The sequence below is a fragment of the Acinetobacter sp. SM34 genome, from assembly GCF_022012365.1.
Classification (GTDB): Bacteria; Pseudomonadota; Gammaproteobacteria; order Pseudomonadales; family Moraxellaceae; genus Acinetobacter.
This window is the reverse complement of record NZ_JAKLTP010000005.1, coordinates 133,739-150,190: the sequence shown is the minus strand read 5'-3', so window position 1 is coordinate 150,190 and position 16,452 is coordinate 133,739. Positions and strand designations below refer to the sequence as shown.

The following is a 16,452-nucleotide window of genomic DNA, read 5'->3' as shown; positions in this document are numbered from 1 at the left end:
TCTTATTTGAACGGGAAGCCGAATGCACGCATAAGCGCACGGCCTTCGTCATCGGTGCGAGCAGTCGTAGTAACGGTAATATCCATACCACGAATACGATCAATCTTATCGAAATCGATTTCAGGGAACATGATTTGTTCCTTCAAACCCATCGAATAGTTACCACGACCATCAAATGATTTCGCAGAAAAACCGCGGAAGTCACGAATACGAGGGATCGCGATAGAGATCAAACGGTCTAAGAATTCGTACATTTGTTCGCCGCGTAAAGTAACTTTACAACCAATCGGCCAACCATCACGGATTTTGAAACCAGCGATTGATTTGCGAGCTAGAGTAAGAACTGGCTTTTGACCAGCAATCGCTTGCATATCAGAAAGAGCGCCATCTAACAATTTCTTGTCAGCTGATGCCGCACCAACACCCATGTTAATGGTGATTTTAGTGATGCGAGGAATCTCCATCACATTTTTAACGCCTAATTGCTCTTGTAACTGAGCTTTAAGTACGTCGTTGTAACGTGTTTTAAGTCTGGCCATTGCCTATTTCAACCTATTACTTCGCTACCGCCACTGATTCACCGTTAGATTTGTAAACGCGAGTTTTCACGCCTTCAATCGTTTGGTAACCAACACGGTCAGCCTTTTGGGTTGTAGCATTAAAAACTGCCACGTTTGAGATATGAAGCGAAGCTTCTTGTGTAACTACAGCGCCTTCAGCACCTGTTGCACGGTTAGGCTTTTGATGCTTCTTAACCAAGTTAAGGCCTTCAACCATAACACGGTCATTTGAAACAGACAGAACAGTACCCTGTTTGCCTTTTTCTTTACCTGCGATCACGATAACTTGATCGCCTTTTTTAATCTTAGCCATGAGTGCCTCTTATAGAACTTCAGGAGCCAATGAAATAATTTTCATGAACTGTTCAGTACGAAGTTCACGAGTCACTGGTCCGAAAATACGAGTTGCAATCGGCGCTTTGTTGTTGTTCAAAATAACAGCAGCATTGTCATCAAAACGGATGATAGAACCATCCGGACGACGTACACCGAATTTTGTACGTACAACTACAGCATTCATCACGTCACCTTTTTTAACACGTGCGCGTGGAATAGCTTCTTTTACAGTAACTTTAATAATGTCGCCAACAGAAGCATAACGACGATGTGAACCACCAAGTACTTTAATACATTGTACGCGGCGAGCACCACTGTTGTCTGCTACGTCGAGCATACTTTCGGTTTGAATCATTGCCCTACTCCAAAACCGAGCATCACCGGTCAGTATTTCGAAAGGCTCAAAGAGTACTCGAAATTAACCGATGATGCAACAAGAACGTCTAATTACTCAGCAGCAGCTTCAATAACTTCCACTAAAGCCCAAGCTTTAGTTTTAGAAATCGGGCGGCTTTCTTTAATGGTCACTACGTCGCCAGTTTTAGCAACATTGTTCTCATCATGAGCGTGTAATTTTGTTGAACGGCGGATTGATTTGCCATACAACGGGTGTTGAACGCGGCGTTCAATAAGCACAACAATAGACTTGTCCATTTTGTCGCTTACGACTTTGCCGGTTAACGTGCGAACTGTTTGTTCACTCATTGTCCGTTCCCCTGTTTTTCGGTAAGGAGTGTCTTGATACGAGCAATAGTCTTGCGAGTAAGCGCAACTTCATGCGATTTACCCAATTGACCAGTTGCTTTCGCCATACGAAGACGGAATTGGTTAAGCTGTTGCTCATCAAGCAAAGCTGTCAACTCTTCTACCGATTTTTCACGTAGATCTTTAGTTTTCATTACATTACCGTCCGAGTCACGATAGCGGTTTTAAACGGAAGCTTAGCAGCAGCAAGCGTAAACGCTTCACGTGCTAATTCTTCGCTTACACCTTCCATTTCGTACAAGATCTTACCTGGTTTGATTTGACAAACCCAGTATTCCACAGAACCTTTACCTTTACCCATACGAACTTCTAATGGTTTTTCAGTAATTGGTTTGTCTGGGAAAACACGGATAAAGATCTTACCACCACGTTTTACACGACGGCTGATTGTACGACGCGCTGCTTCAATCTGACGAGCTGTCATTTGACCACGCTCGATAGATTTAAGTGCGATAGAACCGAAAGATACGGTGCTACCACGGTGCGCTAGACCAGTGTTACGGCCCTTTTGAACCTTACGGAACTTAGTACGTTTAGGTTGCAACATGGATTATTCTCCTTTTTCAGCAGAACGATCATTGCGACGACCACGACGCTCTTGACCTTCACCACGGCCGCGACCACGTTTAGCTGGACGTTCTTCAGCAGGAGCAGGGTTCATGACTTGTTTCATGCCACCTAAGATCTCACCACGGAAAATCCAAACTTTAACGCCAATCGTACCGTAAGTAGTTTCAGCACGCATAGTAGCGTAGTCGATGTCCGCACGAAGTGTATGCAAAGGTACACGACCTTCACGATACCATTCAGTACGTGCAATCTCAGCACCACCTAAACGACCAGAAACTTCAACTTTGATACCTTTAGCACCAGCACGCATAGTGTTTTGAACCGCACGCTTCATAGCACGACGGAACATTACACGTTTTTCTAATTGAGAAGCGATAGCTTCAGCAACTAAACGAGCGTCTAAGTCTGGGCGATCGATTTCGTTGATGCTTACTTGCGCAGGAACACCCATAATAGATGTTAATTCGCGTTGTAATTTTTCAATGTCTTCGCCTTTTTTACCGATAACGATACCAGGACGAGCAGTGCTAATAGTAATTTTAGCAGCGCCTGTAGGACGTTCGATAAGAATATTGCTGATCATTGCATTCTTAAGTTTTTTAATTAAAAACTCACGAACTTGCAAATCTTTAAGCAAGTATTCAGCGTATTGTTTCGGACTCGCATACCAGTTAGCGTTATGACGTTTCACAACACCTAGGCGGATACCGATTGGATGAACCTTCTGACCCATATCAAACCCCTACCTTAACGGTGATGTGACAAGTACGCTTAGTAATACGATCTGCACGGCCTTTAGCGCGTGGCATAATACGTTTAAGGCTGATGCCTTCATCAACGTAAATCGTAGATACTTTAAGGTCGTCTACATCTAAACTGTTATTATGTTCAGCGTTTGCAATTGCAGATTCCAACGCTTTTTTAACTAAAACTGCAGCTTTTTTGTTGCTGAAGTTCAAGATATTTAAAGCGTGAGCAACAGATTTGCCACGGATTAGATCTGCAACCAAACGAGCTTTTTGTGCCGAGATAGCGGCACCGCGTAATTTAGCAGTAACTTCCATCATCGCACCTTAACGTTTAGACTTCTTGTCAACACCGTGACCACGATAGGTACGAGTTGGCGCGAATTCACCGAGTTTATGACCAACCATGTGTTCAGATACAATCACCGGAACATGGTTACGACCATTATGAACAGAAATTGTTAAACCAACAAAATCTGGGAGTATCATCGAACGACGCGACCAAGTTTTGATCGGCTTGCGAGAGTTACTCGCTACAGCCGCTTCAACCTTAGCGAACAAGTGCGCATCGACGAATGGGCCTTTTTTCAGAGAACGAGGCATTGTCAGATTCCTTTACTTGTTACTTAACGCGACGGTCGCGAATAATCATCTTAGTCGTACGCTTATTGGTACGTGTCTTGTACCCTTTAGCTTTTTGACCCCATGGGCTTACAGGTTGAATACCTTTGTTACGCCCTTCACCACCACCGTGTGGATGGTCAACCGGGTTCATCGCCATACCACGAACGGTAGGACGAACACCACGCCAGCGTGATGCACCAGCTTTACCCAGTGAACGAAGGTTGCTTTCTGAGTTAGAAACTTCACCCAAAACAGCGCGACATTCAACGTGTACTTTACGCATTTCGCCTGAACGAAGACGAATGATTGCGTAAGAACCGTCACGACCCAACAATTGAGCAGAAGTACCAGCAGAACGCATCAATTGTGCGCCTTTACCGATTTTAAGCTCGACGTTGTGAAGAGTAGAACCGATAGGCATGTTACGAAGTGGCAAGCAGTTACCTGGACGGATTGGAGCATCGTTACCAGATTGTACTTTATCACCAGCACGCAAACCTTTAGGCGCAATGATGTAACGACGTTCACCGTCAGCATATTTTAATAGAGCAATATGAGCTGTACGGTTAGGATCGTATTCAATACGTTCAACTACAGCTGGAATGCCGTCTTTGTTACGTTTGAAGTCGACAAGACGGTAGTGTTGTTTATGACCACCACCAACGTGACGAGTTGTAATGTGACCGTTATTGTTACGACCACCAGTACGTTTTTTAGCTTCAACCAACGGAGCATAAGGCGCGCCTTTGTGAAGATGGTCGTGAACGACTTTCTCTACAAAGCGACGTCCTGGTGACGTTGGCTTACATTTTTGAATAGGCATAATTCTCGTCCTTATTCCGCTGCGCTTTCAGCGGTATCGCCCAAGTCAGCCATTTCAACATCTTGGCCAGCTTTCAGGGTGACGTATGCTTTTTTAACATCAGAACGACGTCCCAATGTTTTACCAAAGCGTTTAGTCTTACCTTTAGTGATCGTAGTGTTAACTTTAACTACTTGAACACCAAAGAGTTGTTCCACTGCTTTTTTGATTTCAAGTTTATTTGCATCAAGTGCAACTTTAAAAACTTGAACACCAGCAGCTTCACCTAAAACTTGTGCTTTTTCTGAGAATACAGGTCCTTGTAGGACTTGATAGATACGTTCGTTGTTCATCCGAGTTCTACCTCAATTTTCTTAGCAGCAGCTACAGACATAACAACTTTGTCGAACGCGATCAAGCTAACAGGATCGATTGCAGCAGCATCAACCACATCAACGTGTGGAATGTTACGTGCAGCAAGATACAAGTTCTCATCAACAGCATCAGTAACGATTAATGCACGAGTAGCATTCAAGTCGTTAAGTTTTGCAAGCAACTCTTTAGTTTTTGGAGCTGCAACAGCAAACTCATCAACTAAGATTAGGCGATCTTGACGAACAAGTTCAGCCATGATGCATTGCATAGCACCGCGGTACATTTTACGGTTAACTTTTTGAGACCAATCTTGTGGACGAGCGGCAAAAGTTTTACCACCACCAACCCAGATTGGGCTACGAATAGAACCAGCACGCGCACGGCCAGTACCTTTTTGACGGAATGGTTTTTTACCACCGCCAGATACATCGCCACGTGATTTCTGAGCTTTCGAACCTTGACGACCACCAGCTAAATAAGCTGTAACAACTTGGTGTACAAGAGCTTCGTTAAATTCACGACCGAAAGCAACTTCAGATAATTCAACAGCAGAGCCGGAAACAGTATTTAAATTCACGTTATTTCCCCTCAGGCCTTGATCGTAGGACGAACAGTAACGTCGCCACCAGTAGCACCAGGAATCGCACCTTTAACAACCAGAACTGAACGTTCAGCGTCGATAGATACAATTTCAAGACCTTGAACAGTTACGCGTTCAGCACCTAAATGGCCAGCCATTTTTTTGCCTTTGAACACGCGACCAGGAGTCTGGTTTTGACCTGTAGAACCTAGAACACGGTGAGACAATGAGTTACCGTGAGTAGCATCTTGGGTACGGAAGTTCCAACGCTTAACACCACCTTGGAAACCTTTACCTTTAGATTGACCAGTTACGTCAACAACTTGACCAACTGCGAACAAATCTACACCGATAGTTCCGCCAACTTCACGACCTTCAAGCTCAGCTTCTGTAGTACGGAATTCTTGAACCAGACGACCAGCAGCAACACCAGCTTTCGCAAAGTGACCTTTCTGAGCGTTAGTTACGCGAGATTCGCGACGTTCACCAGTAGTGATTTGAATCGCTTGATAACCATCAGTTTCAAGCGTTTTGATTTGAGTGATGCGGTTAGGATCAACCTCAATCACTGTTACAGGTACAGAAACACCAGCATCTGTAAAGATACGAGTCATACCGCACTTGCGACCGACTAAACCAATAGCCATGTGCATAAACCTCTAAAAAAGCGGCCTAATTAACTTAGAGCGTTAATTAACCGAAAGCCTTAACCCAATGCGATCTGAACATCAACACCAGCTGCAAGATCCAACTTCATCAATGCATCAACAGTTTTATCTGTAGGTTGAACGATGTCGATCAAACGTTTGTAAGTGCGGATCTCGTATTGGTCACGCGCATCTTTGTTAACGTGTGGTGATGTTAAAACGTTAAAACGTTCAATGCGTGTAGGCATTGGAATTGGACCACAAACTTGTGCGCCAGTACGTTTTGCTGTTTCTACGATTTCTTGAGCTGATTGATCAATTAGACGGTGATCAAAAGACTTAAGACGGATACGAATTCTCTGGTTAGACATACCAGTTAACTCCAAGCCAAATATATAAAGAATCACCCTTGACGCATCTCACTCCACTTTTATATGGGTAAGTGTCAAGAGCAGTGAATTATCACTAAGGTCATGATCGATGCCACGACTGTCACGATGTTAACTACGTTATTGGTAGTCAACCCCCTTTCATTAAAGGGTCGCTTATTATAGCTATTGTTTAACGCTTAAGCAAACCTCTTTTCAACTTTTTGCTCTTTTTTTCCGCTTATCTATTTATGCTTTTGTTTAAAAATAAATCAGCATGAAGTTTTTTGTAAAACGTACTCTATTGCTTGGTTTAGTATTTGATTTCCTTCAATAAAATTTATTTTATCTGCTTTTCTTAATTGCTGTTCAGTTTGCACATATTCTCCTGAAAAACCTTCTAGCTCTTCGTCATTTTCTAAAAACAGCTTTAGCGTCTCGGAAGTAATTTCAGGATGAAACTGAAATCCCAGCACATTTTTACCAATCTGGTACATCTGGTTGCGGCAAACATCATTTTCAGCCAAATGAATAGCACCTTTAGGAATTTCAAAAGTTTCACTATGCCATTGCATAATCTTAAATTGTGCTGGCAATTCAAAGCATTCTTCCGGCACATGCTGTACCTTACGCACGGTAGTCCAACCCAACTCCTGTTGCTCATTGCGCCTGACCGCAGCACCCAAAGCATTGGCGATCAGCTGCCCGCCCAGACATAAACCAATGGCCGGTTTACCCATAGATAAATAACGTCGAATCCAGCGTTTTTCTATCTTTAACCAGGGATAATTTGCTTCATCATTCACACTCATTGTCCCACCCATGATAATGAGCAAATCGACATCTTCAACTTGCGGTAAAGCCTCGATATCGAGTGGCCGATCCAGCGGTAAGGCAAAAAACTCCGTTGCACTAATTTTAGCTTGATGCTGTTTTAAATATTGATAACAACTGCCGAACCCTTCACCAGCAATATGCTGAAAATAATGTACTTTTAAATGCGACTTCATCCGCCCCCACCTATTGTTTTAGCTCTGTCGTAGATTTAGCAAGAATAAAGCCAACTTTATGTGCGGTTTAATGTTTCTATACATTTTGGCATTTATATAGCCTAATTCGCGTGTTTCTCTTAAGCTAAGACTAATTTTGATACGACTTAGAGCAGTCCCTTGAAAAAAAACCCACAAACCGCACTCATTCATGCACCACGAAAAGCCCCACAATATATTTCTAGCGTTCAACCTCCCCTGTTTCGTGCATCAACCATTATTTTTAACAACACCGATGCACTATTTAATCGCCATTGGACCGATGACTATGACTATAATTATGGCACCCACGGCACGCCAACGACCTTTACTTTAGCGGACAACATTGCCCAGATTGAAGGAGGGCAATATTGCTTGCTGGCCCCTAGTGGTTTATCCGCGATTAATCTGGTCAATTCCTGCTTTTTAAGTCAGGGCGATGAAGTCTGGGTGGCAGACAATATTTATGGTCCAAATATGGAACATCTGCACAACCTGCAAACGCGCTATGGCATTACTGTAAAAGTTTATAATCCGATTGATGCAGATACTTTCCAGCCAACAGAGAAAGCCAAACTGATTTGGTTAGAGGCTGCAGGTTCCGTGACTTTAGAATTTCCAGATCTAGCTGGCTTAGTGAAAAAAGCGAAACAGCATAATATATTGACAGCTTTAGACAATACCTGGGGCGCAGGTCTAGCCTTTAATGCCTTTGATTTTGGTGAAGAACATTTGGCGGTTGATATAACCGTGCACGCGCTGACTAAATATCCAAGTGGCGGCGGTGACATCTTAATGGGTTCTGTAGTCACTCGTGATCGAAAGTTGCATCAGCAATTATTCCGTATGCATGCTATTCAGGGTATTAGTGTATCTGGTGATGATGTTGCACAAGTACAACGTAGCCTGGCTTCAATGCAACTGCGTTATCAGCACCAGTCTCAAAGTGCATCAACCTTACTGGACTGGCTTAAACAACAACCAGAGTTTGTACAGGTCTTGCATCCTGCTGATGAAGCTTCGGCAGGACATTCATACTGGAAAGAAATTTGTACAGATGGACAAAGTGCAGGTCTGGTCAGTGTGATTTTTAAACCTGAATATACCCTGGAAGATATTCGTAGATTCTGCGATGCACTGGAACTGTTTAAGCTGGGCTTTAGCTGGGGCGGGCCGCTCAGTCTGGTCATGCTGTATAACCTGAAAGATATGCGGGTGTTGCCACATACACATTTACAACAAGGTTTATTGGTTCGTTTTTGCATAGGACTAGAACATCCGGCAGACTTAATACAAGATATAGAAAACGCATTAAAACAGTTGCCTACGCAACAACATGAATAAAATAGAATAGGGAAAAAAATATGGGTACACCAATCGTCATTGCCAAGAAAACCACCGATACACAACAAGAAATTGTTTTACATTCACAATTTGCCAACCGCCACGGTTTGATTGCCGGAGCCACCGGAACCGGTAAAACCGTGACCTTAAAAGTATTGGCAGAAAGTTTTTCCCGCATTGGTGTGCCGGTATTTTTAGCCGATGCCAAAGGCGATGTGTCCAGTCTGGCCAAGGCCGGTGAAAGCAATGCTAAATTTGATGCGCGGATTAAAAGTCTGAATATTGAATCGATTCCCTTTGCAGCATCGCCTGTGGTGTTTTGGGATTTGTTCGGTGAGCAGGGCCATCCCATTCGAACCACAGTTTCTGAAATAGGTCCGTTGTTACTGGCGCAAATACTAAATCTCAATGACACCCAGGAAGGTGTACTTTCAGCAGTGTTCCGCATAGCCGATGATCAGGGTTTATTGCTGATTGATTTTAAAGACTTGAAGTCGATGATTAGTTATGTCAGTGAACATGCCACCGAATTTAAAGCAGAATATGGCAACCTGTCTCCAGCAAGTTTAGGGGCAATCCAGCGCAATTTACTGGCGCTGGCCGATCAAGGCGGAGATCAGTTCTTTGGTGAACCTGCATTAGACATCATGGATTTTATCCAGACCGATAGCCAAGGCCGTGGCACCATCAATTTACTGGCTGCAGATAAACTGATGAATACGCCTAAACTGTATGCCACCTTTTTACTGTGGATGTTATCCGAACTGTTTGAACAGTTGCCTGAAGTAGGCGATATGGATAAACCCAAACTGGTGTTCTTCTTTGATGAAGCACATCTGCTTTTTGATAATGCTAGCTCCGCCCTGCAGGAAAAGATTGAACAAGTGGTACGTTTAATTCGCTCCAAAGGTGTCGGCATTTACTTTGTTACCCAGAATCCGCTGGACCTACCTGAAAGTGTTTTAGGTCAGCTTGGTAACCGGGTGCAACATGCCTTGCGCGCCTTCACGCCTAAAGACCAGAAAGCGGTCAAAACTGCTGGAGATACTTTCCGTGCCAATCCTGAATTTAAGGTCGATCAGGCCATTACCGAACTGGCTGTGGGTGAAGCCTTGATTAGCTGTCTGGATGAACAAGGCACCCCGCAAATGGTGCAACGCGGCTGGGTGATGCCACCCTATTCTTCCTTCAGCCCCATTTCTCTAGATGAGCGTAAAACACTAATAGCACAAAGTGTTGTGGCAGGTGTTTATGAACAACAGCTTGACCGAGAAAGTGCGTTTGAAATGTTGCAAAATAAAGTAGCAGAACGCCAACAACAAGCAGTTCAAGCCGAACAAGAAAAAGCGGCAGCAAAAGAAAAAGAGGCTTTAGAAAAACAGCAAGCCAAAGATGCTGAAGCTTTTGCCCAGCAACAGGCACGCGAACAACAGCGCCTAGCACAAGAGCAGCAAAAAGAAACGGAACGTGCAGCCAAACAGCGTGAAAAGCTGATTCAAGATACTGTCGGTACTTTTGCCAAAAGTGCCGCCCGCAGTCTGGGTGGCAGTACTGGACAAAAAATTGTTCGTGGCTTATTAGGTTCACTGTTTGGTAAAAGATAATTTAAGAAACTGATTAATAATTTGTGAATTATGGAATATTTTTATATTCCATAATTTTTTATGGTTTAATGAAAAATATGTGTTGTAAAAAGATTTTATAAGATATATTTTAAATACATCTTATAAATAACAGCCATGAGAGATCAGCTATGACTCCGCAGCAAATTGACCTTGTAAAAGCCACTGTTCCTGTACTTCGTGAAAATGGCGTAGCCCTGACTGGTTATTTTTATAACCGTATGTTGGGCAATAATCCTGACCTAAAAGAAACTTTTAATATGGGGCACCAGCGCAGCGGCGCACAGGCTCAAGCATTGGCAGGTGCAGTGTTGGCTTATGCTGAAAATATTGAAGATCCGTCTGTGCTTTTACCTGTGGTTGAGTTGATCGCGCACAAACACGTTAGCCTGAATATTCAGGCACCGGACTATAATATTGTCGGTGAAAACCTGCTCCACTCAATTAGTGAAGTACTCAGCATTTCAATGGATGACCCCCTGATTGGTGCTTGGGCAGCAGCTTATGGCCAATTGGCAGACCTGTTCATCAGCACCGAAAAAGCCATTTATGATCAGCACGAACAGACTAAAGGCAGCTGGTTAGGCTGGCGTAACTTCAAGATTGCCAAGAAAGTCGTTGAAAGCGATGAAATCACGTCGTTCTATCTTCAACCTGCAGATGGTGGTGCTTTACCGAAATACGAAGCTGGCCAATATATTTCAGTGCGTGTTTTCGTCGAAGAACTTGGCTTAAAACAACCTCGTCAATATACGCTTTCAACTAGCCCTCAAGCGGACTATTTACGTATCTCTGTGAAACGCGAAGACCAAAAAGGTGACATGGTTCCAGGTTGGGTATCGAATACTCTACATGGTCTGCCAGAAGGTTCAGAAATTGAAGTGTCTGCACCAACAGGTAATTTCTACCTGATTGATCCAAATAAACGTAATGTATTTATCAGTGGTGGTGTAGGCCTTACTCCAATGATTGCCATGCTTAATCAGTTGGTGACGCTGGACATGCCGCAACCTGTGACATTCATCCATGCCTGCCGTAGCAAACAGGTGCATGCGATGCATCAGCACATTCAGGATTTGAAAGCAAAATATCCGCGCCTAAGCACATTTACCGCTTATGAATTCCCGCATGAAAGCGATAAATTAGGTGAAGATTATGATGTTGCCGGTCGTCTAGACCTAAGCACGATTGATAGCGCATTGTTACCAGCTAATGCCGACTACTACCTCTGCGGCCCAATGCCATTTATGGCTGAACAGCAAAAAACTCTCGTTGCTCGCGGTATTCCTGCTGAAAATATTCACAGTGAAGCGTTTGGTACAGGTGGCGTTCACCACTAATCTGCTCCGTCAGCATAAAATAAAGAGAGGGCTGGTCTGGTTATGCTAGACTAGCCCTTATCTATTCATTTTTTGAAAAATATCAGTGCGATCATGCAATTAAATAAATTCACCGACTATGCCTTGCGTATCTTAATGTATATTGCCCAGCCACGGGATATGCCTTATACCATTGCAGAAATTGCCCAGGACTTGCATGTGTCTAAAAACCATTTGGTGAAAATTGTCCACTTTATGGGAAAACAGAACTGGCTGATTACCACGCGTGGCAAAGGTGGGGGTATCGGTCTGAATCCTGATGCCCTGGAACTGCGATTGGGGCAAATTGTGCGAATTCTACAAGGTGAAAACCAGATTGTCGAATGCAATACACCTCCTTGCGTACTGCGTTCACAATGTGGTTTAAAAGGCATTCTGGATCAGGCGCTGGAACAGTTTTATCTCAGTCTGGATCAATATACGCTGGGACAAGTGCTGAATACTTCCCCAGTGGCCAAGTACACCACTCAGTCCCCTATTCAGATGATCAATCTTTAATTCCCGGTCTTTGGCTTGCAAAGTTCGCTTGCCCGAACGACTTCCTTTATAATGTTCGCTTGTAGATCATTTATTGAAGTTGAGTTATGCATCACAGCAGAGGAAAATCCAAAAACAGTAAGACAGCCAGTGCGCCTAAGCAAAAGATCAGCTACGAGAAAAAAGTTGATTCTGCCATTACTGAGTACTCTGTTCGCGCATTGAACTGGTTGCGTAAAGCTGAATTTTTAATGAGTGCGCCCAAGCTGAATCTTTGTGTGGAAGATAGCGGTTATGAAATTGCTTTTGCCGGTCGTTCCAATGCCGGTAAATCCAGCGCCATTAATGCCTTAACCAATCAAAAGCAGTTGGCACGTGCCTCGAAAAAGCCGGGTCGTACCCAGATGATCAACTTTTTTAGTTTGGGCAACCCAGACCAGCGCCTGGTGGATTTGCCGGGTTATGGTTATGCAGCCGTACCGGAAGCCATGAAAATTGTCTGGCAAAAAGAATTGGAGAACTATCTGATTCACCGTCAGAGCTTACAAGGTCTGGTGTTGCTGATGGATATTCGTCATCCGCTGCAACATTTCGATGTGATGATGCTGGAATGGGCTCACTCACGTAAATTGTTCGTGCATGTGCTATTAACCAAATCAGACAAGCTGAACCGTGGTCCTGCATCGAAAGCCTTGCAGGAAGTCAAAGCAGCATTGAAAAAGATGAAGCTGGATTTCTCCATTCAATTGTTCTCGTCACTTAACAAGCAAGGCCTAGAAGAACTGGCCAGTGTGATGGGTGGCCGTTTGAACTTTACCCTTGAGCAATCCACCCAGTTCGATTTGGACAGCATCCCTGAAGCCACTGCTGATGAACTCAATGATCTGGATGAACCACTCGAATCTTTAGATGCAATAGAGGAAGAGTGTGAAACTGAAATTGCCGAAGATGCCACCGATGCAAGTCGACAAGCTGATTGACAGGATCTGATTGAGCCAAATTGTCCGACAAAAATCATCATCAATTGATATTCCAGTGTCCTGTATTGCTAATCACAATGCGGGACATTTTTTTCATACTGACCTTGAGCTCAAGTGCAGCACTGCACGCTAAAACAATAAGGACAGTATGATGAAACTTCTCTCCCGTTTAAGAAATTCCAAACTCGGCTCATCCATTGCCTATCATATTCACCCGCGTAAAGTAAAATTCGAGTGGCAGGACACCCCGATTGACTGGATTCCCCAGCAGCCCTATGTCAGCTATTTCATTAATGAAATCAATATGATTTTGCCAGCCGGCGAATTCTGGTTCTGTCGTTTATATAACAAGGTTTTGCCGCAGATTCAGGATGAAAAACTGAAACAGGATGTACAAGCCTTTGTCCGTCAGGAAGCCATGCATGCTCAGGCACACAACTCAGCCAACACAGAATATCTAACTGCACGCAACATTGATATCCAACGTAATCTGGATGTGATGAATTTCCTGTTTACTAAATTACTTGCGGATCAGCCTTTGGGTTTAAAAGTGCCTAAATTGCTTGAACATCAATGGGACTTATTCCGCCTCGGCATTATTGCCACCGTGGAACACATGACCTGCGTACTGGGAAAATATGCCCTGTATAATCAGGAATGGGAAAAACTGGGTGCCGATCCGGCCATGCTGGATCTGATCAAATGGCACGGTGCAGAAGAAATTGAACACCGTACCGTAGCCTTTGATTTGTATCGTCATTTAGGTGGTGGTTATATTGCCCGTTATTATTTAAGCATGATTGTAATTGTGGCGGTGATTGGCTTGTGGGTCGATGGGACTGCTCATCTGCTTAAGCAGGATCCACGTTTTCAGTCTATCCGTCCTGCCGTTTACAAACCGTGGATCTGGCGCGAATGGTATGCCATTGCACAGTGTGACAACAATTTAATGCCCAGTCCATTCTGGCTGGTTTCACAACAACTGGGCTATTTGATGCCATGGTACGATCCACTGCATGAAGCCAAAACTGAAGATGCCCTTGCTTACCTGAATCGCTCCCCTGCTGCCAAACGCGCAGCCAAACTGAAAGTAGCCTAGTCCTTTTGATCATTCAGTTGATACTTAAATTCATATATACAATTTAACCACAGTAGGGCTTTATGCCCTGCTTTTTATTTGTTCTAAGATAAAAGTCCAAGAAAACAACAATAAGGATAACTGTATGCAAGCACGGATTTCAGTCATTACACTGGGGGTGCACGACCTGGAAGCATCTTTACATTTTTATCGCGACGGCTTGGGCCTACACTGTGAAGGAATCATGGGGCGGGAATTTGAATATGGTGCAGTGGCATTTATTGAATTACAGTCCGGTCTGAAACTGGCATTATGGCCACAAAACAGTATTCAACAGGATACCGAACTAGAGCTCACGCCGATGTGTCCCACTCAAATGACTTTAGGACAAAATGTCTATAGCCCACTGGAAGTGGATCAGGTCATGGCTCAGGCAGCACATGCTGGTGCCAAAATCATTAAACCCGCACAAGCCACCTTTTACGGCGGCTATGCCGGTTATTTTCAGGATCCAGATGGCCATATCTGGGAAATCGTGTTTAATCCCAGCTGGGAAATGGATTAATCGACTTGCGGTTCACGGGTATAACGATCGACCACCACACTAATCATCATATCGCCCTGAACATTGACCACGGTACGCACGGTATCCAGCAAACGGTCGATCGGCAGTAAAATCGCAATTGCTTCTGCTGGTAAACCGACCGATTGCAATACCATAATCATGGTGACCATGCCTGCACTTGGAATACCCGGTGCCCCCAAGGAAGCGATCATGGCAGTTGCGCAGACAATCAGTTGCTGACCGATACTCAAATCCAGCCCCATCAGGTTGGCAATAAAAAGTGCTGCCGCAGCTTCATACAACGCCGTACCATCCATATTCAGCTGGGTGCCCAATGGAATTACAAAACCTGCTGTTTGGGGACGTACCTTTAAATTTTCCTGCGCGCATTTCATCGACAGTGGCATAGTGGCCGAACTGGAACTGGTGGCAAATGCGGTAATCAGCGCAGCCCGTGTACCTTTAAAGAACGTAATTGGACTCATCTTGCCAAAAATCCATAGCAACAAAGGCAATACTACTGCACCATGAAAAATGGTGGTTCCAGTCACCACGGCGGCAAACTCGGCCAGACGGCTTAACACCGAAATATCTTCAGTTGAAATCAGTTTTGCCAGCAAGGCAAAAATACCAAGCGGTGCCAGCTTCATGACCCAGCTAATCATCAGCATCATGATGTCAAAAAATTGCAGGCTTAATTTACGTACACTGCGGAAATTATCTCCGCCTTTGACCAGCGCCACGCCAATAAACAGGGCAAACACCACTACAGCCAACACATTGCCTTCTGCAAAAGCTTTAAAGGGATTAATCAGGGTGTTCTGAATAAAATTGGTGAAGAAGGAAGACGGCGTTAAGGTATCGGGCGTTTGATGGCTGCTCATGGCATCCTGAAACATCACGATATCCACGCCCTTGCCCACATTAAACAGATGGGCACAGCTCAAGCCTAAAATGAGCGCCAAAGTGGTGGTGGTGACACAGCACAGTAGGGTGATTTTCCAGACCCGCCCCAGTTGTCCACCGGCCTGCAAATTCGAAACACCAACCACAATTGAACTGAAAATCAGCGGAATCAGCAGCATTTTCAACAAACCAATAAAAATGCTACTGGCCAACCCCAAACCATAAAGACTGAGATTAAAAAACTGGCTATCAGGAAACAGATTTAACAGAAACCCAAATGCTACCCCTAAAATTGCAGCAATCAATATTTGTGTATTTAAGCTCATCACAACATGCTTTTTATCATTAAGTCCTGACTGGCACTATGCCATGGCCTATTTTTAGAATCGAGGAATTTTTTGTCACAAGCTCAGCATAAATAGATTAAAGCCAGTGGCTCACTTTATCTGAATCATCAACACTGCGCTAAACTGATGGCATAAAATCTGCTTATTGATAAATACTCATCCAGCCAATAATTAAAAGAGAATCGATATGAAAAAAATCATGCTCATGACTGCACTGCTTCTGAATATCAGCGTGGCATTTGCCCATCCAGACCATGGCTGCCATAAAGACATCTCCGAAGATATCCCTCGCTGCCACTAAATCACAATGACCAAGACAAGCATAAAAAACCGGACAGCAGCTCCGGTTTTTT

22 protein-coding genes and 1 pseudogene are annotated in these 16,452 nt (G+C 44.0%); 7 read left to right on the top strand and 16 right to left on the bottom strand.

Features of this window, described 5'->3' with window-relative positions:
* Nucleotides 1-2 precede the first annotated feature (2 nt).
* The 15 genes and pseudogenes from rplE to LZZ98_RS06220 form a co-directional block, all read right to left on the bottom strand.
* On the bottom strand, nucleotides 3-539 hold the full coding sequence (rplE, locus tag LZZ98_RS06290; protein ID WP_086174453.1) for a 50S ribosomal protein L5: 537 nt from the start codon (nucleotides 537-539) through the stop codon (nucleotides 3-5).
* A gap of 16 nt (nucleotides 540-555) precedes the next feature.
* Nucleotides 556-873 (bottom strand): 50S ribosomal protein L24, encoded by a 318-nt coding sequence (gene rplX / locus LZZ98_RS06285; protein WP_086174454.1) that lies wholly within the window; start codon nucleotides 871-873, stop codon nucleotides 556-558.
* 9 nt (nucleotides 874-882) lie between these two features.
* Nucleotides 883-1,251: a 50S ribosomal protein L14 gene (gene rplN, locus LZZ98_RS06280; protein ID WP_086174455.1), complete on the bottom strand. Its 369-nt coding sequence runs from the start codon at nucleotides 1,249-1,251 to the stop codon at nucleotides 883-885.
* Nucleotides 1,252-1,343: 92 nt separating this feature from the next.
* The gene (gene rpsQ, locus LZZ98_RS06275) at nucleotides 1,344-1,601 is read right to left on the bottom strand and encodes a 30S ribosomal protein S17 (protein ID WP_004650481.1); all 258 of its coding nucleotides are present in this window, start codon (nucleotides 1,599-1,601) and stop codon (nucleotides 1,344-1,346) included.
* Nucleotides 1,598-1,795, bottom strand: coding sequence for a 50S ribosomal protein L29 (gene rpmC / locus LZZ98_RS06270; RefSeq protein WP_004650482.1), 198 nt, complete (start codon nucleotides 1,793-1,795; stop codon nucleotides 1,598-1,600). The genes rpsQ and rpmC overlap by 4 nt, the downstream gene beginning before the upstream one ends.
* Nucleotides 1,795-2,208 (bottom strand): 50S ribosomal protein L16, encoded by a 414-nt coding sequence (gene rplP, locus LZZ98_RS06265; RefSeq protein WP_086174456.1) that lies wholly within the window; start codon nucleotides 2,206-2,208, stop codon nucleotides 1,795-1,797. Before rplP ends, rpmC begins: the two co-directional genes overlap by 1 nt.
* A pseudogene (gene rpsC / locus LZZ98_RS06260) lies at nucleotides 2,148-2,964 on the bottom strand (30S ribosomal protein S3). Before rpsC ends, rplP begins: the two are co-directional and overlap by 61 nt.
* Nucleotide 2,965: 1 nt before the next feature.
* Complete coding sequence (rplV, locus tag LZZ98_RS06255) at nucleotides 2,966-3,295, bottom strand: 50S ribosomal protein L22 (RefSeq protein WP_004754247.1); 330 nt, start codon at nucleotides 3,293-3,295, stop codon at nucleotides 2,966-2,968.
* Nucleotides 3,296-3,304: 9 nt separating this feature from the next.
* Nucleotides 3,305-3,580 carry a 30S ribosomal protein S19 gene (gene rpsS / locus LZZ98_RS06250; RefSeq protein ID WP_004869548.1) on the bottom strand — a complete coding sequence of 92 codons (276 nt, stop codon included), beginning with the start codon at nucleotides 3,578-3,580 and terminating at the stop codon, nucleotides 3,305-3,307.
* A 19-nt stretch (nucleotides 3,581-3,599) separates the two neighbouring features.
* Entirely contained in the window at nucleotides 3,600-4,424 is an 825-nt protein-coding gene (rplB, locus tag LZZ98_RS06245) for a 50S ribosomal protein L2 (protein ID WP_086174458.1), read from the bottom strand.
* An 11-nt stretch (nucleotides 4,425-4,435) separates the two neighbouring features.
* Nucleotides 4,436-4,756, bottom strand: a complete 321-nt coding sequence (gene rplW / locus LZZ98_RS06240; protein ID WP_086174459.1) for a 50S ribosomal protein L23 — start codon at nucleotides 4,754-4,756, stop codon at nucleotides 4,436-4,438.
* The gene (gene rplD / locus LZZ98_RS06235; protein ID WP_086174460.1) at nucleotides 4,753-5,355 is read right to left on the bottom strand and encodes a 50S ribosomal protein L4; all 603 of its coding nucleotides are present in this window, start codon (nucleotides 5,353-5,355) and stop codon (nucleotides 4,753-4,755) included. The genes rplW and rplD overlap by 4 nt, the downstream gene beginning before the upstream one ends.
* Before the next feature lie 11 nt (nucleotides 5,356-5,366).
* Nucleotides 5,367-6,005, bottom strand: a complete 639-nt coding sequence (rplC, locus tag LZZ98_RS06230) for a 50S ribosomal protein L3 (protein WP_086174461.1) — start codon at nucleotides 6,003-6,005, stop codon at nucleotides 5,367-5,369.
* A 59-nt stretch (nucleotides 6,006-6,064) separates the two neighbouring features.
* Nucleotides 6,065-6,376, bottom strand: a complete 312-nt coding sequence (rpsJ, locus tag LZZ98_RS06225) for a 30S ribosomal protein S10 (RefSeq protein ID WP_000070912.1) — start codon at nucleotides 6,374-6,376, stop codon at nucleotides 6,065-6,067.
* Between the two features lie 269 nt (nucleotides 6,377-6,645).
* Entirely contained in the window at nucleotides 6,646-7,383 is a 738-nt protein-coding gene (locus LZZ98_RS06220) for a type 1 glutamine amidotransferase (protein WP_237787111.1), read from the bottom strand.
* 159 nt (nucleotides 7,384-7,542) lie between these two features.
* On the opposite strand from LZZ98_RS06220, the gene LZZ98_RS06215 reads away from it, so the two are divergent.
* From LZZ98_RS06215 to LZZ98_RS06185, 7 genes are all read left to right on the top strand, one after another.
* Nucleotides 7,543-8,745 (top strand): PLP-dependent transferase, encoded by a 1,203-nt coding sequence (locus LZZ98_RS06215; protein WP_237787110.1) that lies wholly within the window; start codon nucleotides 7,543-7,545, stop codon nucleotides 8,743-8,745.
* Between the two features lie 20 nt (nucleotides 8,746-8,765).
* Complete coding sequence (locus tag LZZ98_RS06210; protein WP_237787109.1) at nucleotides 8,766-10,349, top strand: helicase HerA-like domain-containing protein; 1,584 nt, start codon at nucleotides 8,766-8,768, stop codon at nucleotides 10,347-10,349.
* 149 nt (nucleotides 10,350-10,498) lie between these two features.
* Entirely contained in the window at nucleotides 10,499-11,707 is a 1,209-nt protein-coding gene (hmpA, locus tag LZZ98_RS06205) for an NO-inducible flavohemoprotein (RefSeq protein ID WP_237787108.1), read from the top strand.
* 93 nt (nucleotides 11,708-11,800) lie between these two features.
* Nucleotides 11,801-12,244, top strand: a complete 444-nt coding sequence (locus LZZ98_RS06200) for an RrF2 family transcriptional regulator (protein ID WP_237787107.1) — start codon at nucleotides 11,801-11,803, stop codon at nucleotides 12,242-12,244.
* Between the two features lie 86 nt (nucleotides 12,245-12,330).
* On the top strand, nucleotides 12,331-13,203 hold the full coding sequence (gene yihA, locus LZZ98_RS06195) for a ribosome biogenesis GTP-binding protein YihA/YsxC (RefSeq protein ID WP_237787106.1): 873 nt from the start codon (nucleotides 12,331-12,333) through the stop codon (nucleotides 13,201-13,203).
* Between the two features lie 151 nt (nucleotides 13,204-13,354).
* Nucleotides 13,355-14,302: a metal-dependent hydrolase gene (locus tag LZZ98_RS06190; protein ID WP_237787105.1), complete on the top strand. Its 948-nt coding sequence runs from the start codon at nucleotides 13,355-13,357 to the stop codon at nucleotides 14,300-14,302.
* A gap of 124 nt (nucleotides 14,303-14,426) precedes the next feature.
* Complete coding sequence (locus LZZ98_RS06185) at nucleotides 14,427-14,846, top strand: VOC family protein (RefSeq protein WP_237787104.1); 420 nt, start codon at nucleotides 14,427-14,429, stop codon at nucleotides 14,844-14,846.
* On the opposite strand, the gene LZZ98_RS06180 is transcribed toward LZZ98_RS06185, so the two are convergent.
* Nucleotides 14,843-16,078, bottom strand: a complete 1,236-nt coding sequence (locus tag LZZ98_RS06180; RefSeq protein ID WP_237787103.1) for a dicarboxylate/amino acid:cation symporter — start codon at nucleotides 16,076-16,078, stop codon at nucleotides 14,843-14,845. The genes LZZ98_RS06185 and LZZ98_RS06180 overlap by 4 nt on opposite strands.
* Nucleotides 16,079-16,452: the final 374 nt, after the last annotated feature.